We start from the raw sequence: 22,445 nt of genomic DNA on the forward strand, positions 1-22,445 counted from the left end.
GAAAGAATATTATCAACATCCTGTCGATAATGCAACGGCCTGTTTAGGAGTGCCACATGAAACAGATGATGATGCGCCTGAATATATTCAAGTCCGAGGTGATGGATGCCGGCATCACCCGCGCGATGGGCTATACCCCGTATGCTGCAGCCAGCATCGGCGAGTGCTTTTACGCGGCCGACCTCGTGAAGAAGCACGGCGAGACCTTTGCGGGCTGGGTGGCGGCCTGGAAGGAAATCGCCGTGAGAACCGAGGAATTGGCTGCTGCTTTCGCAGCCGACGACAGCCCGGCTGCCGCAGGCCGCGCCTACCTGCGCGCCTGGAACTACTACCGCGCCGCCGAGTTCGCAGTCATGCCGCAGGGAAGCCAGGCGCAGGCGGCGCTCTACCGCGACTCGATCCGCTGCCTCGACAAAGGCTTTGAGCGTGCGACGTACCACAGCGAGAAGATCGCCATTCCCTACGAAGGGACGACCCTGCCGGGCTATTTTTTCAAGGCCAGCAGCCAGGATCAACAGCCGCGCGCCACGATCGTCCTTAACGGCGGCGGCGATGGCGCTGGCGAGGAGATGTTCTTTATTGGCGGGGGGCCGCAGGGCCTAGACTATGGCTTCAACCTGCTTGTGTTCCACGGGCCGGGGCAGCGCGGCGCCCTGCACCAAGATCCCAGCCTGTGCTTCCGCCCCGACTGGGAGCACGTGCTTGGGCCGGTGCTGGATTACTGCCAGACCCGCCCGGACGTGGACATGGCGCGCATCGGCGTGTACGGCGTAAGCCTCGGCGGCTTCCTGGCGCCTCGGGCGGCGGCCTTTGAGCCGCGCATCAGGGCCGTGGCCGTCAATGCCATCCTGCCGAACTACTACCGGCACTGGATGGACGAGGCTTTGGAGCAGGCGCCGCGCATATTCAGCGGCGCGATAGCCTCGCACCTGGCTGGCTATTCGGCCGCCGACTGGAACAAGCTGGTCAGCCCGGTGCTCAAGGTGCGCGAAGACGCCCGCTTCGTCTTTTCGCTCATGGACTGGACCAACCGCACGTCTAGCCCGGGCGAATTCTTCAAGAAGATCCAGGGCGTCTGGGATATCATGCCCCTGGCCGGGCAGATAACCGTGCCGTTCCTCTCGCTCCAATCCGAGGGCGAGGGTGAAAACGCGAGCCGGGCCGCAGAGGCGTTCTACGAGGCGCTCAGCTGCCAAAAGAAGCACGTCATCTTCCGGGCGTATAATGGCGCCGATCAGCACTGCACGCTGAACAATCTTCAATTGGCCGCCGATGTGCTCTACCCCTGGTTTCGCAAGGTGCTTGCTCTGTAGCGCCGATAACAAGAATAGCTGAGGATGGTGTTATGCGCAGCGACCACGATCTCTTCAAGCGCTACCCTGTGGACGCGGAGGCGCTTGTCGCGGGGGAGGCCTATCCCTCACCGTACCAGATCTACGACGGCTCGATCATGTTTATTGGCGGCACCGCCGACGGCGCGGCCGTGCGCGCGCTTCTCGCGGCCGAGCGACTCACGCCGCTCGTCGACGAGCAAGGGCGCGCCCTGGTGGCGGTGTGGATCTGCGATTTCACCGAGGCGAATCTCGGGCCGCATGCCGAGCTGCAGATTTCGGCGTTCGCCTCGTTTCGGCCGGCACCGCCGGTGCAGCCACACCCGTTTGCGATCTATCGCGCGCTGGCGCGCCAGGCCGAGACACGGATGGTGTGCCACGGGCTCTGGAACAGCACCGAAACGGCGGTACGCTATAACGCCGAGCACCTTGGCCTGAACGCGCGTTTGGCGCGCTTCGACATGCGCCGGGGCGGGGAGCGCTGGTCGTTTACGGTGGCCGATGCGGAGGGTGGCGTGGTAGCCGAGGGCCACGTGGCAACGCCGGTTCGCGCCTCGGCGACGGCGATGTGGGCGATGACCCAGCACATCGGCATCGCCGGAATGACGCAGCTGATGCGCGAGCCATACGTGCACGTGCCGGTGGTGAATACGCGCAGCCGCTTTGCGCCTGAGAACTTGGTGGCCCATACCTACACGCGCAACGACACGCAGGCCATTCGGCGCTTTGGCGCGCACGACCGCATACAGATCTCGTGGCCAGAGTACGCGTCGCTGGGCTTCGTACCGGACTTTATTCAGCACGGCGATGGCGTGCGGTTCGTGTATCTGCGGCCGCAGCCTAATACGGCGCAATCGTATTGATGTATGCGGTTTTTCCGCGCTCCGCGCTCCGCGCGGAAAACCGCACACGATACGAAGAAGAGTACCGCTCTGCCGAAGGCTGAGCACGCCAACTGCGTAAGTCCTAATCTTATTCTCGTCTTGGCGCCCTTGGCGCCTTGGCGGTTCAAAATGGGAGCGTCTCATGAAGCCAGAAGGACTCCCATCCGCGCCGATCAGCTTCTACGACTCGGCCAAGCAGGCGCTGGCGAACACCCAGCTGCGCCGCAACATGGGCAAGGCCACCCAGACGATCCGCGCCAAGCGCGCCAAGGTGGTGGCCGAGCTACCCGACTGGGAGGCGCTGCGCGAGGCCGGGCGCGCGATCAAGGCGCGCACCTTGCGCCACCTCGACGAGTACCTGCTGCAGCTCGAGGCTGCGGTGCAGGCCGCCGGCGGGCAGGTGCACTGGGCGCGCGACGCCCGCGAGGCCAACCAGATCGTCACCCAGATCGTGCGCAGCCACGGCGCCCGCGAGGTTGTGAAGGTCAAGTCGCTCACCACCGACGAGATTGGCCTGAACGCCGCGCTGGCCGCCGCCGGCATCGACGCGACCGAGACCGACCTGGCCGAGCTGATCATCCAGCTGGCCGAAGAAAGCTCCTCGCACATTCTGGTGCCGGCCATCCACAAGAACCGCGCCGAGATCCGCGAGCTGTTCATGCGCAAGCTTGGCGTGCGCGAGCTGACCGACGAGCCCAAGGCGCTGGCGGCGGTGGCGCGCGCGCACCTGCGGCGCAAGTTCCTCAGCGCGCCGGTGGCGATCAGCGGCGCGAACTTCGCCGTGGCCGAAACCGGCACCGTCTGCGTCGTCGAGTCCGAGGGCAATGGCCGCATGTGCCTCACGCTGCCGCCCGTGCTTATCTCGATCATGGGCATCGAGAAAGTCGTCCCTAGCTGGCAGGATCTCGAGGTGTTTCTCCAGCTGCTGCCGCGCTCGTCGACGGGCGAGCGCATGAACCCCTACACCTCGCTGTGGACGGGCGTGGCGCCCGGCGATGGGCCGCAGGAGTTTCACCTGGTGCTGCTCGACAACGGCCGCACCCAGGTTCTGGCCGACGAGATCGGCCGCCAGACGCTCAACTGCATCCGCTGCTCGGCCTGCCTGAATATCTGCCCGGTGTACGAGCGCACCGGTGGCCACGCCTACCAGTCGGTGTACCCCGGCCCGATCGGCGCGATCCTGACGCCCCAGCTCGTCGGCGTCGATATCGCCGGCGCGCTGCCGTACGCGTCGTCGCTCTGCGGCGCGTGCTACGAGGTCTGCCCGGTGAAGATCAACATCCCCGAGGTGCTCGTGCATATGCGCGCCCGCACCGTCCAGAAAAAGCAGGCCGGCGTGCTCGGCCGGCTCGACCCCGAGAATCTGGCGATGCAGGCGCTCGGGCGCGTGTTCCAAAGCCCGCCGCTCTACGAGCAGGCCCAGCGCCTGGGGCGGCTTGGCCAGTGGCCGCTGGTGCGCGGCGACGCCATCCCGTTCGTGCCTGGGCCGCTGGCCGGCTGGACGGCCATGCGCGATCTGTTCCCGGTTGCCGATCAGACGTTCAGGGAGTGGTGGCGCGAACGAGACGGCAGGAAGCAGTAGCCGGCCGGCATCGCGCCGAGCTAGCGGCTGCGCTACCGTTGCCGCCCGCAGCCAACTTCAAGAGGTGAGCCATGGCGGATGCCCGAGCCGAAATGCTGCGCCGCATCCAATCCGCGCTGCGCGACGTGCCCGCTGCCGAGCGGCCGGGCGAAGTGCCGCTGGCGCGCGAGTACCGCCGCGCCGGCGCGCCCGCCGGCCCCGAGCTGATCGCGCACTTCGCCGAGCGAGTGGCCGAGTACAAGGCCACGGTGCAGCGCGTTCCAGCCGCCGAGCTGCCCGCTGCGATCGCCGCCGCCTGCGCCCGGCGCGGCGTGCGCCGCCTGGTGGCCCCGCCCGACCTGCCGGCCGAGTGGGCGCCTGCGGGCGTCGAGCTGCTGCGCGACGACGGGCTGACAAACGCCCACCTGGACGAAAGCGACGGCGTGCTGACCGGCTGCGCGCTGGGCGTGGCCCAGACGGGCACGATCATCCTCGACGCCGGGCCGGCTCAGGGTCGCCGCGCGCTCACCCTGCTGCCCGACTACCACCTCTGCGTCGTCCGCGCCGACCAAGTCGTCGATCTGGTGCCCGAGGCAATTGCGCGCCTGGCGCCGGCCGTGCGCGACGCCCGCCGCCCGATCACGCTGATCTCAGGCCCCTCGGCCACCTCCGACATCGAGCTCAACCGCGTCGAGGGCGTGCACGGCCCGCGCACGCTCGAGGTGCTGATCGCCGAGTAGGCCGTTTCATGCCAACTCCGTTTGATTACTTGTGTTTTCTTGTGCGGCGCCCGGCACGGGCGCCGAAGAAAAGTTCGGGGGCGGCGAAGCCGCCCCAACCCACCAAAGTGTAAGTCATCAAGCGAATTTGGTATCAATGCGGAAACGGCCGCCCGATCGCTCGGGCAGCCGTTGGGGTATGAGAGGGCGGCGTGGAGACGAATAGCGCCCGCCCGATCGAGTACCGATCGTAAGCGCCAGAATGACCGCCGCGATCATTTTCTTCATTCTTGGATGCGTGAATTATATCACAGCCTATCGCCCTTGCTATACGACCAAGGTCGGATCTGTGTCTCCGCCTAAAGTAGTAGGGCATTCGCCGCATGGGCTGCCACCGACAGAGGCAGCCCGCCCCACCGGCGACTGCCCAGCTCGCGCTCGTCAATCGTGTGAAGTGCGCCGCAAGCTGCCACAGCATTTGACACAACCGCCGAGCTATGATACATGGGCAGCATGCTGTTTGCTGAGCCAATGTGTCCGCCACGATCGAGGCGCAACTGGGGGCTAACGCCCAGGCTTCGCCATGCTCGCACGACTCGCCTGATGCCATGAATCGCATCGCATACCAAGCGCTTGTGTTGCTCGTCTGTGGCGTGACGCTGGTTGGCCTGATCGCCGCGCGGCCGCTTGCGCCTAGCCCCGCCCCGGCACTTGCCGCCAGCCTGCTGCCCCGCGCCCAGGCCGCCGCACCACGGTCCGCGCCGGCCGCGCGCTCGCCATCCAGCGCCCACCCGGCGGCTGTGCAGCGCCCCAGCCGCGCCGCGCTCAGGCGCGCCCTGGCCGACGACCCGGCCGCGCGCGTGCAGCCACGGCCCAAGGCACCCGCACCGCGGCCGGCGCCCGCGCGCATTCCCGGCAATGGCCCGAAGCTGCGCGGCGCGCTGGTGGCGCAGACCGAGCGGCTCGACCTGTACATTGGCAAGGGCAGCTTCAGCCAGGCCCAGGTGGCCGACCGCGCCGCCAAGCTCGAGCGCGTGCTGCGCGCCGCCGAAGACTACTTCGGCACCACGCTCAAGCATCGCGTCTCGATCGGCTTCTACCGCGTGCCGCCGAAAAAAGGCGTGCGCGGCATGGCCTACACCGCCGAGCGGCGCGTCGAGCTGTACTACCGCGCCGGCGAAGACATGGGCCGCGCCACCACCATCGCCATGCACGAGCTTGGCCACCACCTCGAGGCCCAGCGCTACGGCGAGCAGGCCCAACGCCGCGCCGACACCATCCTGCACGAAGGTATGGCTACCTGGATCGCCAGCATCCGCTGGCTCGACCAGTGCGGCGCATCCAGCTGGCGCGAGCGCGCGCAGCAGCTGCGCGCCTCGGGTGTGCCGCTGAAGCTGCGCACCGCCGAGCGCTACGGCGCCGATAACGCCTACGAGCTATGGGCCTCGTTTGTCGATTTCCTGGCGCGACGCTACGGCTGGGACGCGCTCGACAAGCTGTATGCCAGTGGCAGCGGCCGGGCGCTCGGCTCGGCCAACTACCGCGGCGTGCTCGGCAAATCGCTCGACGAGCTTGCGGACGAGTGGCGCGATTGGGTTAACGGTTGAGCGGCGCGGGGGCGGCTTTGCTGCCCCGCAGATGCTTTTAGGACAAACGCGGCTCTGCCAATTGCCAACACCCACGAACACGATTTGCGCGGTGTCCTCCCGCGTGGGAGGCCTGGAGGGCGCGCCCTCAAAATCTCTTTTTGGCTGGCGCGGCCACCGCCGTGGCCGCGACCAGCGCTAAGAAGTTGTCAGCGCGCGTGCCGCCCCCGAACCCCACCACGTAACTCGTGTCACGAAAGGTTAATAACCAACAAACGCGGCTCGGTCATCTCCTCGATCGCGTAGCGCAGGCCCTCGCGCCCAAAGCCCGAGTGCTTCACCCCGCCGTAGGGCATGGGGTCGATCCGCCACGTCGGCACCTCGTTCACCATCACGCCGCCGACCTCCAGCGCCTCGTAGGCCTGGAAGATGCGCTTCACATCGCGCGTGAACACCCCGGCCTGTAGCCCGAAGTCGCTATTGTTCACCGCCGCCAGCGCCTCGTCGAACGTCGTGTAGGTCTGTACCGTCACCACCGGCGCGAAGATCTCCTGGCTGTTCACGCGCAGCTCCGGCCCGGCCTTCACCACCACCGTGGGCTGCACCACGCCATCGCGCACAGCGCCGCCCACCAGGCACTCGGCGCCGGCCGCGCGCGCCTCGGCCAGCCAGTCGCCCACGCGCTCGCCCTCGTCCTTGCTGATCACCGAGCCCAGGTCGGTGGCCTCGTCGAGCGGGTGGCCAACCTTCAGCGCGCGCACCTTCGGCACAAACGCGTCCATAAACGCCTCGTACGCGTCCTGCTGCACGAACACGCGCTGCACGCTGATGCAGCTCTGCCCGGCATACGAGTAGCCGCCCACCACGCAGCGCTCGGCTGCAAAGGCCAGGTCGGCGTCGGAGTGCACGATCACGCCGGCGTTGCCGCCGAGCTCGAGCGTCACGCGCTTGCGGCCGGCACGGCCCTTCATCGCCCAGCCCACCGCCGGCGAGCCGGTGAATGTGAGCAGCTTGAAGCGATCATCTTCGACCAGCGGCGCGGCGTCGCGGCTGTTGATCGGCAGCACGCTCAGCGCCTCGGCCGGCCAGCCGGCGTCGAGGATGATCTCGGCCAGCTTCAGCGCCGAGATCGGCGTCTGCGAGGCCGGCTTCAGCACCACCGGGCAGCCGGCGGCGATCGCCGGGGCCAGCTTGTGCGACACCAGGTTTAGCGGGAAGTTGAACGGCGCAATCGCCGCGATCGGCCCGATCGCGAAGCGCTGCACGATCGCCGGCCGGTTTTCGCCGCCGGGCAGCGCGTCGAGATGCAGCACTTCGTCGTGAAAGCGCGTGGCCTCGTCGGCGGCCGTGGCAAAGGTGGTGGCGCTACGGCCCACCTCGACGCGCGCCTGCTTGATCGGCTTGCCGGCCTCGAGCGCGATTGTGCGCGCCAGCTCCTCGGCGCGCGCCACGATCGTCTCGGACACCTTGCGCAGCACCGCGGCGCGGCGGTGGCCCGGCAGCGCGCGGGTTACGCGAAACGCGCGCACCGCCGCCTGGGTGGCGGCCTCCAGGTCGGCCGGGCCGGCGCGGTGCACCGTGGCAACCACGCTGCCGTCGTAGGGGCAGGCCACAGTGTAGGGTGTGCCGGTGCGGCGCTCGCCAGCCAGCACAAAGCGATACTCCGGTGTATCTGTCATGCCTTTTCCTTTCAGAAACAGGGCTTACATTGTAGCATAGCGCGCCGGTTGCTACGGCATCTCGAGCGGCACCGCGCGCGTGATCCAGTCGGCGTACAACGGGTGCAGGTCGCAGCCGCAGGCGCCCTCGGCCGCCGCCAGCAGCTGCTCGCCGCCGACATAGCCGTAGCGGTTCGCGGCGTAGTAATCGTGCAGAAAGCGGTCGAACGCGGCGTCGCCCATGCGCTGGCGCAGCGCCGCGAAGAACACCACCGCCTTGCCGTACACCAGCAGCACGTAGTTGTTGTTGAACTGGCTGTTCGGCTGCTGCACCGGCGCGTCGCGGCCCAGCGCCAGCGCGCGCCCGTAGCGCTCGCGGAAGCCATCGAGCTCGCGCGCCGCCGCCGCCGGGCCGGCCAGCTCTTCCTGGTACACCACCTGCGAGTAGCTGGCCAGCGCTTCGTCGAGCCACGCGGCGGTCTGCACGTCGTTGCCGACCTGGCTGTACCACCACTGGTGGCCGACCTCGTGCGCCACCGTCAGCTCGAGGCCCGGGTCGCCGCTGTACAGGTTTTGCTCGATCATGACCATGCCGGGGTACTCGACGCCCAGAAACGTGCCGGCGGCGATCTCGAGCACGTCGAGCTCGCGCAGCGGGTACGGGCCGTAGCGCTTGCCGAACGCTTCCACGGCTTTCACCGCCGCGTCGAGCGCCGCCCGCCCGCCGGCGGCATCTTCGGCGCGGTAGTACGAGTTGACGCGCGTGCCGGCGGCGTCGGCGCTGGCAACCTCGAACTGCGCCAGCGCGATCATGAAGTCGCGCTGCGGCCCGCTTACGATCCGCAGTGTCTGCGCCCCGCCGTCGGCGCGCTGCTCCACCACCACGCCGGTGGTGATCGGCCGCCAGCCCCCCGGCGCGCGCAGCGTCACGTCGAACAGCGCCGTCTCGCTGTTTACGAAATCGCCCTTGCCGTCGGGCCAGCCGATATCCCAGGCCCCGCCGCGCACCACTGCGGCGATCGGGAACGACGAGGCCAGCGCCAGCACGCCGCCTTCTTCGTTGAACGCGCCATACAGCCGCTGGCTGGCGTTCGCGGGCGCGCTCACCAGCCAACCGAGCGCCAGCGTGGTGCTCGCGCCGGGCGCCAGCGGGCGCGGCAGGTTCACGCGCAGCAGGTAGCGGCGCGCCTCGTACAGCACCTCGGCGGGCGCGCCGTCGACGTCCAGCGCGCGCACGTCGAGCCGCCCGCCAAAGTCGGGCAGGTTCGGGTACAGGTGCAGGTAGATCCGGTCGAGCGCGGCGCTGTCGCGGTTGGTGTACTCCAGCCGCATCTGGCCGGTCAGTGTGCGCGCGGCCGGGTCGATCGCCACGTCGAGCGTGTAGCGGTTCCACTCGCCGGCGCGCGCCAGGTCGGCCGCGAACTCGGGCCGCAGCGCAGCCGCCTGATCCTGCACATTCAGCGCGGCGGGCGCAGCTGCGGCAGTCGACACAGCTGTGGGCACAGCTGTGGGCGCGGCGGTGGGCGCAGCTGTCGGCGCGGCGGTGGGCGCGGCGGTGGGCGCGGCGGTGGGCACAACAGCCGGCACAGCAGTCGGCGCAACAGTCGCCACGGTCGTAGGCACGGCAGTGGGCACGGCCGTCGGCGCGGGTGGGGGTGCGCTGCAGGCGGCCAGGCAGCCAAGCAGCGCCACAAGCAGCCAGGTACGTTGCACGGCGGTTCCTCCATTGCCAGGGCACGAGGCGCGGGTATTATACCAAACGCGGCGCCGCGCTCCCAGGCGCGCCGGCCAATAACCAGGGCTCTGCAACGTCTTTCGACCCCTCCCCCTACCCCTCCCCGTCAGGGTTTAAGGGCGGACAGTTGCGGGAGCGTTCGGCGGAGCGACCGCACCACAAAGCCAACAAACCCCTCTCCCGCGCGCGGGAGAGGGGAGATACCGTCTTGATTGTCAAGCCCTTTTGGGTGCGAGGCCAGCCCGAGCGCCGCATCAAATGGACGCCCACTGGCAACACACCGTAGGCCAGCTGGAGCAGTTTGCGCATCGCCGCACCCACAATCGCTTTCGGCGCTAAACACGCTCCGCCAGCCGCGCACAGAATGCTTGGAGTACTGGATTATGCGTTTGGCTACAATCGCCGGAAAGAACAACGCCCGCCGCAAGCTCGCGTTCAATCTTCGACAGTCGCGTCCGTCGCTGCACGCTCGTCCCCGAGCTGTACTGGAGGTCAGGCCGCGTAGGCTACTGCTCGTGCGTCACGAAGCGTCAGGTCGCCGGCTTCAGCCAGAATACGGCGGCAATGCTGCCTATCCCAACAATGCTCTGCACAGCTCGTGCGCTTGCCCGCCGGATGCCCCTCCAGATGATCGCTGATTTGGCGCAACGTCTCGGCAATCTGCTTGTCGAGAAATGCGATGTGCGGCCAGCGCCTCGGCCACGGCACTCGGATGGCCGCCCGCGCGGCGGTTCAGCTCGGCTTGGCGCTGCAACTGCGGGCATCGAGATGGCGGACGAGCCGCGCAGTTCTCGCAGCGCCGGGTCAGGCGGGGAGTAGGGCGTGAGGCTGGCAGCCTCAGCGTGGGCATAGCGCGCAATCAGGACGGCATCGGCAGGATCGGTCTTGGTACGGGCAGCTGACTTTTGGCATAGGCCGCGATCCGAGCCGGGTTGACGAGAAAGACGCGATAGTGGGATGTGGGGCGAGGGCGACATCGTCGCTGTAGGTGCGGGCTTCCAGACCACGGTCACGTCGGAGACGTGCTGGTTCGTGACCACTGCACGAGGCGTGCGTAACCGGCGGGCGTATTCGGAACGCTGGTCTTGCGCGGGATTTGGGCTAGAGAACAGCGAGGGTGTCTTTAGCGACATCAATGCCGAGAAAAGCAGGCATACTACACTCCTTGTGAGACGAGCGGGGAGTCCCCGATTGGGCCGACCTGGTGCATGCGGGCTCTACTCGCAGAGGAGCTGGCCACTCGATACCGTTCGGCCTCGAAGAGGGGCACGGCGGGCGTCGGAGCAAAATCTCACCCACAGGCTCAGAGCCGAAAGGGCGAAGCGGCTTCACGACGCCCGACCCGCATCAACGAGTTTGGGTCTAGGATACTCGATCCATACTCGTCCTGCCTAAGATACCGGGCCGACGTTGCACAAGCTCTGGGCCAATAACTTGCCGTATGGCCAGGTTTCGGGGAAGGCAATGCCGCCGTGCCGGCGAGCAGCGCCCTACGCGCATGCCTCAGGGCGCGGCGGCAGCTGTACGAGCACCCTGAGGCATGCGCCACCAGCGCCGTACCGGCCACGGCGCTGGCTGCCGGCACATCCCGCCAGAAAAGCCCGGCGCGGGCGGGGCGTGCGGCGCAAGCACGGTGTGGTATACTTGCGCCGGTGAAAATGGACACATAGCGGGCGCGACCGTGATACCACCAGCCGAACTGCGCGAAATCGCCTTCTTCGCCGACCTCGACGACCAGACCATGGCCGATATTGCGCGGCGGGTGCAGCGCTGCGAGTACCGGCCCGGCGAGTATATTATGTTTGAAGGCGAGCAGCCGCCGGGGCTGTTCTTCGTGCAGCGCGGCCGTGTGCGGCTTTCGCGCACCGCGCCCGACGGCCGCGAGCAGGTGCTGGCGATGGTCGGCGCCGGCGAAAACTTCAACCCGGTGCCGCTGTTCGATGATCGGCCGAACCCCGCCACGGCGCGCGCCATGAGCCCGGTGCACTGCCTGCTGCTGCCGCGCGATGCGCTGCTGGCGCTGATCCGCCGGCACCCCGGCCTCGCGCTGGCGGCGCTACGCGAGCTGGCAGGCCAGCTGCGCGACCTGGTCGTGCTGGTCGAGGATCTGGCGTTTCGCTCGGTGCGCGAGCGCCTGGCACGCCAGTTGCTCCACGAGGCCGGCGAGGGCGCGGCTGTGCTGACGCACCAGGAGCTGGCCGAGCGCACCGGCACCGTGCGCGAGATCGCCGGGCGCGCGCTGCGCCAGCTGGCCCAGGACGGGCTGGTGCGCCTCGAGCGCGGCCGCGTGATCGTGCTCGACCCGGGCGGCCTGGCGCGCGTGGCCGACGGCGACGCGGTGTTGCGCGAAGACCGAATGGAACAAAAGTAGCAGACGCGGCGCCCCGCCTGTGGTACGCTTGGCGCGCACAAGCGGCGGCCCCGTGCCGCCGCCGAGCCGAGCGCGAGGAGTTGCAATGGCTTTCGTGATCACCGAGCCGTGTATTGGCACCAAAGATGCTTCGTGCGTGGCAGTGTGCCCGGTCGACTGCATCTACGAGGGCGATGACCAGTACTACATCAACCCCGACGAGTGCATCGACTGCGGCGCCTGCGAGCCCGAGTGCCCGGTCGAAGCCATCTTCGCCGCCCACGCCGTGCCCGAGGGCCAGGAAAGCTTTATCGGCAAGAACGCCGCCTTCTTCACCAGCTAGATCGCGCCCAGGCGGCACCAGCTGTTTCACTTCTTTCATGGTACAAGCAGAAGCTTAGGAGGATTCAATGGCCTACGTCATCACCGAGCCGTGTATTGGCACCAAGGACGCCGCGTGCGTGAAGGTCTGCCCGGTCGACTGCATCTACGAGGGCGACGACCAGTACTACATCAACCCCGAAGAGTGCATCGACTGCGGCGCCTGCGAGCCCGAGTGCCCGGTAAGCGCGATCTTCACCGCCGACGCTGTGCCCGCGGGCCAGGAGAGCTTTACCGGCAAGAACGCCGCCTTCTTCGGGCTATAGAGCCAGCAGCCGCCCACGCGCGGCTGGCTAAAACTACATCCGGCGATCACTTGCGGTATGTGAGGGTTCGGGGGCGGCTTTGCCGCCCCCGAACTTTTGTATGACTTACGCAGTTGCCTTGTTCGGCTCGCTCACTGCGGCAGCATGGCACCCGGGCATCTTGCGGTTTTGCCGCGCTCCGCATGCGCGGCCGCCGCTGTGTTTGACAAGCCCGCGCGCAGCGGCGATAATCGCCAGCCGGGGCGATGTTGAACAGAGCGCGTATGCAACTGATCGATCAGGGCGGCGCGGCGCTGCGCGCCGAGGCCGGCCGGCTTGCGGCGGCGCTGCGCGAGCGCCGGCTGTGGCTGGCGCTTGGCGTGTTTGCCGTGCTGCTGCTGCTGGCCGCCCAGGCCCCGCTCGACTACCGCATCGACGTTGGGCGCGAAGAAGGCTACGGCGGCGACCTGCCGCTGCTCAGCGGCTTCCACGACTTCGAGCGCGCCAACGGCGACACGATCGACCTGCGTTGGACTACCGGCGAATCGACGATCCGTCTGCCGGGGCTCGGCCCGCGCGCGATCCAGCTGATCGTCCGCCTGCTCCCGGTGAACGACGAGGTCGCGCAGCGCGGCCCCAGCCAGATCGAGATCAGCGCCGATGGCGCGCCGCTGGGCGCGCTGGCGCTGCGCCCGGCCACCGGCGCGATGTACCGCGTCGCGGTGCCGGCCGCGCCGCCCGGCGCGAGCGACCACACGATCGTGCTGCGCAGCCCGACGTACGTGCCCAGCGGCGATGTGCGCGCGCTCGGCGCGCCGGTCGACGACCTGCGTGTACTTGCCGGCGGCGGGCCGCTGCTGCCACCCTGGGCGCACGACATCGCCTGGCTCGGCGCGGCGCTGCTGCTGTGGCTGGCGCTGCGGCGCGCCGGCTTTGGCCCGGCGTTTGCGCTGCGCTTCGTGCTGTGCGGCGCGGCGCTCGCCGGCCTGGCGGCAATGCTCGACCCACCGCGCTTTGCGTTTGGCGATGCCACGGCGCTCACTGCGGCGGCGCTGGCGTGGCTGCTGGCGCTGCTGGCATGCGCGCCCGCTCCCGCGCTGCTGCTGGCTGGCGCGGCGCTGTGCGCGCCGGCGCTGGCGCTGCGGCTGCTCGGCCAGGGCGACACGCTGTTCTGGCTTGGCGCGGTGCTGTGCGCGCTGGCGCTGGCGTTGCTGCTGGCCGGCTGGCTGCGCCCGGCGCTGGGCCGCCTGTATGCCCGCGCCGCCCCGCCGGTGCCGCCCATGGCGCGGCGCTGGCTGCTGCTGATCGCGCTGGCGGTGCTGGCCACACACTACGGTGGCAAGATCTACCCGTTCTCGATGTGGGGCGACATCGGCTTCCACGCCAACCGCTACTTCGACGTGCTGAACGGCAGCGTGCTGCTGCTCTCGCGCAACCGCGGCGTCGACTTCCCCTACCCGCCGGCGTTCTACCTGCTGCTCGCGCCGTTCTCGCTCACCGGGCTCGACCGGCGGGTGCTGCTCCAGCTCGGCGGCGCGCTGCTCGACGCTGTCAGCCCGCTGCTGGTGTACACCATCGCCGTGAGCCTGGCGCCGCGCCCCGGCGCTGCGGCCGCGCGCCTCGGCCTGGTGGCGGCGGGCATCTACAGCTTCAGCGCGGCCACGCTCATGACCACCTGGTGGAACTTCAGCACGCACATCTTCACCCAGTTCGCGCACCTGCTGCTGATCACCGCGATTGTGCTCGTGTGGCAGCCAGGGCATGCGCGCCAGGCGCCAGCAAGCCGGGGCCTGCCGCCCGCCGGCCGTGGCTCGGGATGGCTCACCTTCGCGGCGCTGTGGGCGCTGCAACTGCTGGTGTACCTGGGCCACTTCGGCTTCTGGATGAACATGTCGTTGCTGGGCGGCATGGGCCTGCTGGCGCTGCTGATCGGCGCGTGGCGGCGCAGGGTGAGCTGGGCCTGGCTGTGGCGGCTCGGCGGCGCGTTTGTGGCGGCGCAGCTGTTCGCCGCGCTGTTCTTCTACAGCGCTTACACCGGGCTGTTTCTCGAGCAGGCGCGCGCCACCGCCAGCGGCGGGCTGACGGGGCTGGCCGGCCGCCAGGCCACCGACCGGGCGCTGCTGTGGCAGACGCTCTGGGACGCCGGGTTTCGCGTGCACTTTGGCTTTTTCCCCATCCCGCTGGCGCTGTGCGGGCTGGCGCTGCTGTGGCTGCGACGCAGGCAGCCAGGCGCCGCCCTCGGCGCGCAGCGCCTGGCTGCAGCGCTGCTGATGAGCGGCACGTTCCTGATCGCGCTGCTGTTCGCGCTACTGCCATTCGTCTCGGGATCCACGCTCTCGACGCGCTGGCTGATGTTTTCGGCCTGGGCGATTGCGGTTGGTGCCGCCCTGGTGGCCCAGCTGCTGTGGCGCAGCGGCCGGATCGGGCGCTGGCTGGTGATCGCGATCGGCGGCTACATCGTGTGGGTGAGCGCGGCGATGTGGCTGGCGGCGCTGGCCTGGCGCATCCGCCCGCCCGAGCCGTTCTAGCCGCCCCGCCGAATCGCCTGGTATACCCGTATGGCGCCCTGCGTTACCGCCGCCGTGCTCTGGCCGGGGAACGCGCTGTCGCCCACCAGCCAGAAGCCGCCGACGCCGGCAGCGCGCGGCCCCAGGCTCAGCAACCCCGAATTCGCCAGGCGCTGCGGCAGCCCGCCGACCATGCCGTAGTGCCGGCTGGTGTAGCGCGCAAACGACCATGGCGTGCCGGCCTGCATGTAGCGAATGTGCGCGCGCAGCCTCGGCAGTGCCAGCGTCGCGGTGTCGAGCATGCGCTCGGCCATCGCCGCCTTCTCCTCGCGATAGCGCGCCGGGTCGTCGGCGCGCCAGCGCCACCAGCGCTCGGCGCCGGTGTGGGTCGAGATCGTAAGCGCGCGCTGGCCACGTGGCGCGCGGCTGTGGTCGTCGGGCGGGTGCGCCGAGATGAACAGGCTGTTGGCTTCGCCCAGCGGCTGGTCGTAGCGCGCGATCACCTGGTGGTGATCGGCCATGCCCGCCGGAATGGCGGCCTCGTCGACGCCGAGGTACAGCGTGCAGGCGCCCCAGCCGTCCGGCGCGCGCCTGACCCGCCGCTCCAGCCGGCGCGGGGCCGCCGCGCCGAGCAGCTCCTGCGCGTCCCACACGGTGATATTGCCAATCACGTGGCGCGCGCCGAAGCGCTCGCCGCGCTCGGTTTCCACGCCCACCGCGCGGCCGCCACGCACGGTCACGCGCCGCACCCGGCAGCGATAGCGGATCTCGCCGCCGTCGCGCTCGAGCGCCGCAACCAGCGTGCGCGCCAGGCTCCACGCGCCACCCTCGGCGTAGTGCGCGCCGATCCGCGCGAAATCGAGCGCCACCGCGCCGTAGAGCCACGCGCACGCGTCGGCAGTGGCCTGGGCGCTGATCAGCAGCTGGCCATCCACATACGCGCGCAGCCGCCGGTCGGTGATGCCACGGGCGCGCAGCGCCTGGCCGGCAGTGCGCCAGAGCTGGGGCGCCAGCAGCGCCAGCTCGGGCCGCAGAGCCTGCAGCATGCCCAGCGCGTCGCACGGGCGCTCGGGCGGGATCGGTGGCTGGCGCGCGGCGAAGCGCCAGGCGATCGCGGCAATGCGCTCTTGCTCGCGCCAGAACCCCTCGGCCTGCCACGCCTGCGCCGGAAACGCCGCGCGCCGCTCGTCGGCCCAGCGCGCGTCGGCATAGCGCGTCACCCGCCGGTCGGGCAGCCACACCTCCATCGCCGGGTCGAGCGCGCGCACCGGCCAGCGCAGGCCCAGCTTCTGGCCAACCCAGTGGTGCGCGCCGCCAGGCGTGAAGCCGGCAAACAGCGTGGCGCCTACGTCGAAGACATAGCGCTCGCCATCCGGGCGCTTGCGCTCGTACGACGAAGCGCAGCCGCCGGGCGCGATGTGGCCCTCGAGCACCAGCACGCGGTAGCCGTCGTGCGCCAGCAGCGCGGCGGCGCTCAGCCCGCCGATGCCCGCGCCAATCACAATAATATCGTAGGCTTCATCCTGCATAGGCGCGCCTCGCTCATCCGGCCTGCTCAATTGGCTCTTGCATAGCCCAGCAAACCATGTTACACTATTGCACATCAAATGCAACATATCTGCACAGCAATCCCCCGGCATTTCCCCCATAGATCGCGGCCGTCAGCGCAGCACGGCCGTGCGCGACCATTGGCGTAATCGCGTGAAAGGATCAGGCAATGAGTGCTGATCAGCATTCCTCGAACGGCACCACTCCGCGTCGGATGCAGGCGACCAGTCTATTCGACACCCCAGGGATGGCGGGGGCGCTCGCCGGGCTCGGCGGCGGCCTGGCGATGATCGTGGTGGCGGCGATGTTGTCGGTGGCGCTGGGCTACGACATGTGGCGCGAGCCGCGCGAGATCGCGGCGCCGATCTTCGGCCTGGTGGCGGCCAACGACGCGACGGCAATCGCGGTGGGCACGCTGCTGCACTTCCTGATCGCCGGGCTGCTGGGCGCGCTGTTCGAGCTGGCGCTGCGGCGGCTGCACCTGCCCACCGATTTCGGCGTGCCTGCGGTGAGCGGCCTGATCTATGGGATGGCGCTGTGGGCCGGGGCGTACTTCATGGTGCTGCCGGTGCTCAACCCGGCGCTGATGGACACCTACGCGCCGTCGTTTGTGATCCAGAACCTGGTGTACGGCGTGGTCACCGGCCTGCTCTACGGCCTGCTGCTGCCGGCGCCGTACATACGCGGCAGCCGGGCCCTGGCGGCGCTGGCCGAGCGGGCGTAATTATTGACAGGGCTTTGGCAGGGTTCAATTCCTGGGGCGACTTGACACTGTACGGGCGCGATGTATCGCGCCCGTACGACTTTGGGAAAATGAACTGCAAAGCTGGGGTGAACTAAGACTTGGAAAAATACTCGCTTCTTACGACTCAAGCGCCCATCGAGCCATCGATGGGCGCTTTTATTACATCTGAAGTTTTGCAGATTTGCGCGAGCGTGGCGAGTGACGTATGATCGCAGTGGTACCGGGTTGAATGTGGGAGGGTGCAATGCCAGCGATCGTTGCACTGCCACAAGTCGTGGAAGAGTTGCTCCTTCAGTTTGGGGATATCTTTCCGAATGAACCAGCGCGTATACACTTCGCCGAATACATCACCGGCTTACTGGTAGCTGAGCACAAGACCGTCAGTGGCATCGCACGCGAGTTTGCAGATGCACCGGACCAATCGTGCCTCAACCGCTTCCTGACCATAAACAAATTATCTAAATCAAGGCTAAAGAACTTGCGTTTTCCACGGGAAATCCTAAAGAACCAAAAAATATTTATTTGATCATATTAATCGCGCGGGCTACGAGAATTACTAGAACGGTCATTGATATCGAAGACTGCAGCATCATTAGCCATTTTGGCGCGAGTTGAGGAAGCCTGCATCGTCTCGGTAGGGCTGATTGCGGTATTCGTTGTGAACGCAAGAAACAGATAATCTACAAAACCGGGCTGCCAACTTATCCATACCATTCCTTGCACCAATCATCGGCACAATGATCCTGAATGGGAAACAGAGAATCAGGTCGGCGACTTGATTCTATGGCTTCGATTGTAAGCGCCACCCCGATCTAACATCCAATGCCAGATGGCAAAGATTATAACGTTTGTTCCCCATAGTAATAATGCATCAAGAAATGAACTCCCTGCCTTCGCTTCAGAGAGCTTGTCTCTGAAGTAATAATTGCCGGACTATCCAAAAAAACACTGATACCCAATTTAAGAGTTGCCATCCATAGTATAAATACAATAATAAGATGGGTTATTCTTCTCTTTTTTTTAAAGAATAATGCTGTAAATGATACCTATGAATATTGACTGTACATATAATAATATAGTATCGATGTTCGGGAATACTGATAGTCGCTGTGTAGATAGTAGTTCGGAAACAAAATCATCAAATATAACTATGGCCAACAACGAAAGAATTACAGGAAAATAATCTTTCACTACATCATGCATTTAGTAGGCAATGTTATGCTTATATTCATATGTAGTATCTTCTCAATAAATCAGGGTGGTCATCAGGAGACACCCCGCCAGCGCGCCAGAAGTTGAGTTCCTTGGCCCGTTCGTCAATGATCTGATCAACGGTGGTATCACCTTGCTGGGTTTGCAGGAGATCCGGTCGTGGATATAGTGGTAAACTGACCCCCAGCTTGCTTCTGGTCGCCGCCAGCGACATGAATGTATCCCATCACCTTCGCGCCCTCAGCGGTGCGCGGGCCATGATCACGCTTGCGCACCGTTGCCGCGCCCCCCAACTCCGCCGGGTTGATGTGCAGCGGAATCTCAGGATAAAGAGAGCACCAGCAGCAAGCTGGTCTTCTTGGCGCGCGTCAGCGCAATCCGCTCGTCCAGCGCCCAATAGCCGGTCTTGCACCGGGAACAGGGTATCGAAGGATACCGACAGCCGCTGCCGCTCGGCCGCGGTCGGGTGCTCGCGATAGGCCAGCAGTTCGTTGTAGTAGTCCCAAAAGTCCTCCAGAAAGGCATCCAACAACTCGCGATGCCGCGCCATGGTCGGGAGCAGCTTCTTGTAGTGGCGTCCTTCATGCACCCAGCACAGCGCCAACTCCTCCGTCACCCAAGTGAATTGGAGCGCGCCATCACACAGCAGCAGCCGCACAATCGGCCACTCAGTCTGCGCATGATAGGCCGCCACCGCGGCTGCATCCAGAATCCATTTGTGGGTGTGGGCGCCGACCTTCGGCAGCACCGTGGCGATCCAGGCCTGCATGGTCGGCTCGTCCACCGTCTGATCGCGCGGCAAGTGGCTCAGCTTCTGGCGTGTAATCGCCGAAACACCCACCTGGGAAAGATAGCCGAATGCCTCGGCATTGAGGCGGAAGGTGCGCGGCGCGCCATTGCGCAGCACATCCAGGATGGTCAAGCGATCCTTGGCGGGCGTGGTGATGAAGGTTGTATGCAGTGGATTGGTCACCACCTGGCAGTGCTGGTTCTGGCCGCCAACACGCGTGGCGGTGTCGTCGACATGCTGCCAGGGGCTCGAGCGCAACCCGGCCGCATAGACTGCGTCCTTTTCGGTATGGAACGGAGTGTGGTCCTTGATCAGCAGGTTAGATATCTGACCATCCGAGATCGCGATGCCGACGTGCGCAAACCAGTCCGCAATCTTGGGCTCGGTCATCTGGCAGGCAAAGTAAAAGACCAACGTCAGCGCGCGCACCCCCGGTCCGTACTCGCCCTGATAGCCCACTGGCAAGGGCGCCAGGTAGATCTGGCCGGTCGAGGGCGCATACCACTTTTCCTTGCGAAACAACACGTTATCGCTGCGGATGACGACATCCTGCACCACGACCTCGTCGTACCCTTTGAACTCCGCATCTGGCGGCAGACTGGCTGGGTCCACGACCAGGTCCTTGGTGCGGTCAATCGCGATGCGGTCCCGCTTGCCGCGTTTGACCCGCTCTGTGGGGCGGTGACGTTCCGCTTCCGAGGAGTGATCAGCCGTTGGGGCAGGCGTGTTCGGTCGCGTGGGCGGCGTGCCTTGTTCGCCTTTGAGGCGGTTGATCTCGTCCCGCAGTCCCTGATTCTCGATCTGCGCAGCGCGCAGGTCAGCGGTCAGTGTTTCGATGATGTTCAGCAGCCGGATAATCAGCTCACGGGTCCGATCATCGGGGAGGCTGGAGAGATCAAGATCATCGAGCATCAGGCAGTTCTCGTCAGGGCGTGCTCCGCATCCCATGATACTCGAACACGTCAGGGATGCAAACCAGCGGCAACCAGTCTACCCCAGATTATTGAGAAGATACCGAGAGGAGGAATTAGCGCTCTGGAAAGCTATGCCGTTCGATACGCCAACCGAGGCACAGGCCTACCAAGACTCTATGACCGATTATTTTTCGCGAGTGTATGCACGAAAAGGTCGCCTTTTTTACGAACGTTGCCTTTTTGTGTGTGATAGTCAGGACAGACCCATTGCGACTGCCTTTGCCTGGAAAGCCTATGATGCCTTCACCACCAGTAATAAAGCTAGATAATAAGAAAACGGCTGACAATACAATCTCCTCAATATAAACTTCAATATTATTATTCATAGGGAGCGACTTAATCGACAAAATGACCAACAGGGTCAATATAATAGCCAAAACAAGTACAATCATTATTAAGTGATTACGCTTTATATTATGGAACCAGGTTTTTCTAATCAGAATACCGGCTTGTAATTGCGAATGATAGCATAACTACAAGAAGTACAGATATTGATGTAGATCCGCTTTAGATCTAAATAATTGATGATCCACTGTATAACTCCGCTAATGTTTAATCGAAATTCAATCAATCATATTGTACATTAAAAAGATTGAAAAGTCCATAAGATTTATCGAGATTTATGGTATCGTGCTCTGCTCATAAGTATGAGCAGAGCACGACGATGCTGCGCTATCAGGATGTTGTGGGACGCGAGACCCAATTGCTCGATTTGACGAGCTTCACGAGTAAGGAATTCACGATGATTGTCGAACCGTTCGAACAGGCCTTCCGGGAGCACATGCAGCAATAAACCATTACCGGCAAACCCCGCAAGGAGCACAGCTTCAACGTCTACATCAACTGCCCGCTGCCAACGCCCGAAGACCGACTGCTCTTTGTGCTCAGTTATCTCAAACATGCTCCGCGTCAATACTATCACGGCGCTACCTTTGGCTTAATCCAATCAAATGTCAGCACCTGGCTGAACATCCTCATTCCCGTGCTCAAAACCGTCCTGCGCACCGCCAAGCTCGCACCGTCGCGCATACTCGACGAATTGCGCGTGCGGATTAGAGTGCCGAGGACGGCGAGGCGTTCGCTTCCCTTTTCCTCGATGGCACCGAGCGACCCGTCCCGCGTCCCAAAGACCCAAGTGAACAAAAAGACTACCGGAGCGGCAAGGCACACGACCACACGATGAAGAATGTTGTTCTGGCCAATCGTACCGCCAGGGTTGTCTTCTGAGTGAGACGATCGAAGGCGCCTCACACGAGAAGCCGCTCGCCGATGCAACACCGTACCGACTTCCGCCAAGCAGTGAATTACTCCAGGATCTGGGCTTTCTTACTTCACACGTCCTAACGTAACGATCACGATGCCGTATAAGAAGCCCAATGGCCAGCCACTCACGCATCCCCAGAAAGCCGACAATCGTACGATTTCACAGCGTTGTGCTCTGATTGAGCACATCATTAGTGCAATCAAACACTGTTGCATCCTCAAGGAGGACATCTGGCTGCGTCCCGACCATATCCGTGACACCGTGATGGAGATTTGCTGTGGCCTTCCCAACCTTCGCCTACGGCACGTTCCTTGGCAATCCATGCCCTAAATCTCGATAATGTCTAGAGTTTACTGGCTCTACATCAAAGCTCGGCCCTTTAGGATCGCCCGTTGCGCCATACATTACTCGTATTTTCCGAGCAGGGAAGATGGCTGTAACCACAAATACCGGAGACTTTATGGAAAGTCCCGAAGAACCTTAGATTCTTAGCGATCAAGCCACCTATCGAACTTATCTCTTAACAAACGTAATGGCTGGGCAAATCGCTTGCCGATTAAGAAAAATAGCATTAGGATAATACTTGTGAGAGCGCCCAGTTTAATTTGCCACAACATGCGTTGACCTAACGACATGCACTTGAAAAAGAACCAAAGCCAACCGCCCCAAGATACCGGCTGCACCTGGCAGGCATGCGACATTGGGGCTGGCGTTGGACTTGCCGTTGGGGTTGCTGTATTAGTACCCTGAGCTGTTGCAGTAAGCGATTCGCTTGTTTCTGCGCCGACTATCGTCGGCGTTACGCTCGGTATCGTACTCGTCGTAGCACTTGTTGTTAATGTTGGCGTTATAGATGTTTGTGTTACAAGTGTCGCCGTGGCGCTTGACGTACTTAGCCCTGGCACAGATCTGTTAGGTGTCGCACTTGCTGGCACCGATGTGGTACTCGCCGTCG

17 protein-coding genes are annotated in these 22,445 nt (G+C 65.0%); 13 read left to right on the forward strand and 4 right to left on the reverse strand.

Going from position 1 to position 22,445, the window contains the following annotated elements:
• Positions 1-56 precede the first annotated feature (56 nt).
• From U0177_RS18830 to U0177_RS18850, 5 genes are all read left to right on the forward strand, one after another.
• Positions 57-1,313 (forward strand): alpha/beta hydrolase family protein, encoded by a 1,257-nt coding sequence (locus tag U0177_RS18830; RefSeq protein WP_409572204.1) that lies wholly within the window; start codon positions 57-59, stop codon positions 1,311-1,313.
• Between the two features lie 32 nt (positions 1,314-1,345).
• Positions 1,346-2,194 (forward strand): hypothetical protein, encoded by an 849-nt coding sequence (locus tag U0177_RS18835; RefSeq protein ID WP_409572205.1) that lies wholly within the window; start codon positions 1,346-1,348, stop codon positions 2,192-2,194.
• A 163-nt stretch (positions 2,195-2,357) separates the two neighbouring features.
• Positions 2,358-3,797: a LutB/LldF family L-lactate oxidation iron-sulfur protein gene (locus tag U0177_RS18840; RefSeq protein WP_409572206.1), complete on the forward strand. Its 1,440-nt coding sequence runs from the start codon at positions 2,358-2,360 to the stop codon at positions 3,795-3,797.
• Positions 3,798-3,868: 71 nt separating this feature from the next.
• A complete protein-coding gene (locus U0177_RS18845) occupies positions 3,869-4,516 on the forward strand; it encodes a lactate utilization protein C (protein ID WP_409572207.1) in 648 nt (215 codons plus the stop codon).
• 587 nt (positions 4,517-5,103) lie between these two features.
• Positions 5,104-6,102, forward strand: coding sequence for a hypothetical protein (locus tag U0177_RS18850; protein ID WP_409572208.1), 999 nt, complete (start codon positions 5,104-5,106; stop codon positions 6,100-6,102).
• Positions 6,103-6,332: 230 nt separating this feature from the next.
• Here the strand turns inward: U0177_RS18850 and U0177_RS18855 are convergent, their stop codons facing one another.
• Complete coding sequence (locus U0177_RS18855) at positions 6,333-7,760, reverse strand: aldehyde dehydrogenase family protein (protein WP_409572209.1); 1,428 nt, start codon at positions 7,758-7,760, stop codon at positions 6,333-6,335.
• A gap of 51 nt (positions 7,761-7,811) precedes the next feature.
• Positions 7,812-9,452, reverse strand: coding sequence for a M1 family metallopeptidase (locus U0177_RS18860; protein ID WP_409572210.1), 1,641 nt, complete (start codon positions 9,450-9,452; stop codon positions 7,812-7,814).
• 1,703 nt (positions 9,453-11,155) lie between these two features.
• Here U0177_RS18860 and U0177_RS18865 point away from each other — a divergent pair.
• The 4 genes from U0177_RS18865 (at position 11,156) to U0177_RS18880 (ending at position 14,978) form a co-directional block, all read left to right on the forward strand.
• Positions 11,156-11,845: a Crp/Fnr family transcriptional regulator gene (locus tag U0177_RS18865; protein WP_409572211.1), complete on the forward strand. Its 690-nt coding sequence runs from the start codon at positions 11,156-11,158 to the stop codon at positions 11,843-11,845.
• Between the two features lie 85 nt (positions 11,846-11,930).
• Positions 11,931-12,167, forward strand: a complete 237-nt coding sequence (locus U0177_RS18870; protein WP_409572212.1) for an indolepyruvate ferredoxin oxidoreductase subunit alpha — start codon at positions 11,931-11,933, stop codon at positions 12,165-12,167.
• A gap of 67 nt (positions 12,168-12,234) precedes the next feature.
• A complete protein-coding gene (locus tag U0177_RS18875) occupies positions 12,235-12,471 on the forward strand; it encodes an indolepyruvate ferredoxin oxidoreductase subunit alpha (protein WP_409572213.1) in 237 nt (78 codons plus the stop codon).
• 263 nt (positions 12,472-12,734) lie between these two features.
• On the forward strand, positions 12,735-14,978 hold the full coding sequence (locus U0177_RS18880) for a hypothetical protein (protein ID WP_409572214.1): 2,244 nt from the start codon (positions 12,735-12,737) through the stop codon (positions 14,976-14,978).
• Here the strand turns inward: U0177_RS18880 and U0177_RS18885 are convergent.
• Positions 14,975-16,486: a phytoene desaturase family protein gene (locus U0177_RS18885; RefSeq protein WP_409572215.1), complete on the reverse strand. Its 1,512-nt coding sequence runs from the start codon at positions 16,484-16,486 to the stop codon at positions 14,975-14,977. The two genes, U0177_RS18880 and U0177_RS18885, sit on opposite strands and share 4 nt — an antisense overlap.
• 188 nt (positions 16,487-16,674) lie before the next feature.
• Between U0177_RS18885 and U0177_RS18890 the strand changes: the two genes are divergently transcribed.
• Together U0177_RS18890 and U0177_RS18895 are read left to right on the forward strand one after the other, a co-directional pair.
• Positions 16,675-17,229 (forward strand): DUF6789 family protein, encoded by a 555-nt coding sequence (locus U0177_RS18890; protein ID WP_409572216.1) that lies wholly within the window; start codon positions 16,675-16,677, stop codon positions 17,227-17,229.
• 265 nt (positions 17,230-17,494) lie between these two features.
• On the forward strand, positions 17,495-17,776 hold the full coding sequence (locus U0177_RS18895; RefSeq protein WP_409572217.1) for a hypothetical protein: 282 nt from the start codon (positions 17,495-17,497) through the stop codon (positions 17,774-17,776).
• Positions 17,777-18,688: 912 nt separating this feature from the next.
• On the opposite strand, the gene U0177_RS18900 is transcribed toward U0177_RS18895, so the two are convergent.
• Positions 18,689-20,164: a hypothetical protein gene (locus U0177_RS18900; RefSeq protein WP_409572218.1), complete on the reverse strand. Its 1,476-nt coding sequence runs from the start codon at positions 20,162-20,164 to the stop codon at positions 18,689-18,691.
• Positions 20,165-21,076: 912 nt separating this feature from the next.
• On the opposite strand from U0177_RS18900, the gene U0177_RS18905 reads away from it, so the two are divergent.
• Positions 21,077-21,409 carry a transposase family protein gene (locus U0177_RS18905; protein WP_409572220.1) on the forward strand — a complete coding sequence of 111 codons (333 nt, stop codon included), beginning with the start codon at positions 21,077-21,079 and terminating at the stop codon, positions 21,407-21,409.
• Between the two features lie 174 nt (positions 21,410-21,583).
• Positions 21,584-21,820 (forward strand): transposase family protein, encoded by a 237-nt coding sequence (locus U0177_RS18910; RefSeq protein ID WP_409572219.1) that lies wholly within the window; start codon positions 21,584-21,586, stop codon positions 21,818-21,820.
• Positions 21,821-22,445 lie beyond the last annotated feature (625 nt).

Source organism: Kouleothrix sp. (assembly GCF_046328425.1).
Classification (GTDB): domain Bacteria; phylum Chloroflexota; class Chloroflexia; order Chloroflexales; family Roseiflexaceae; genus Kouleothrix.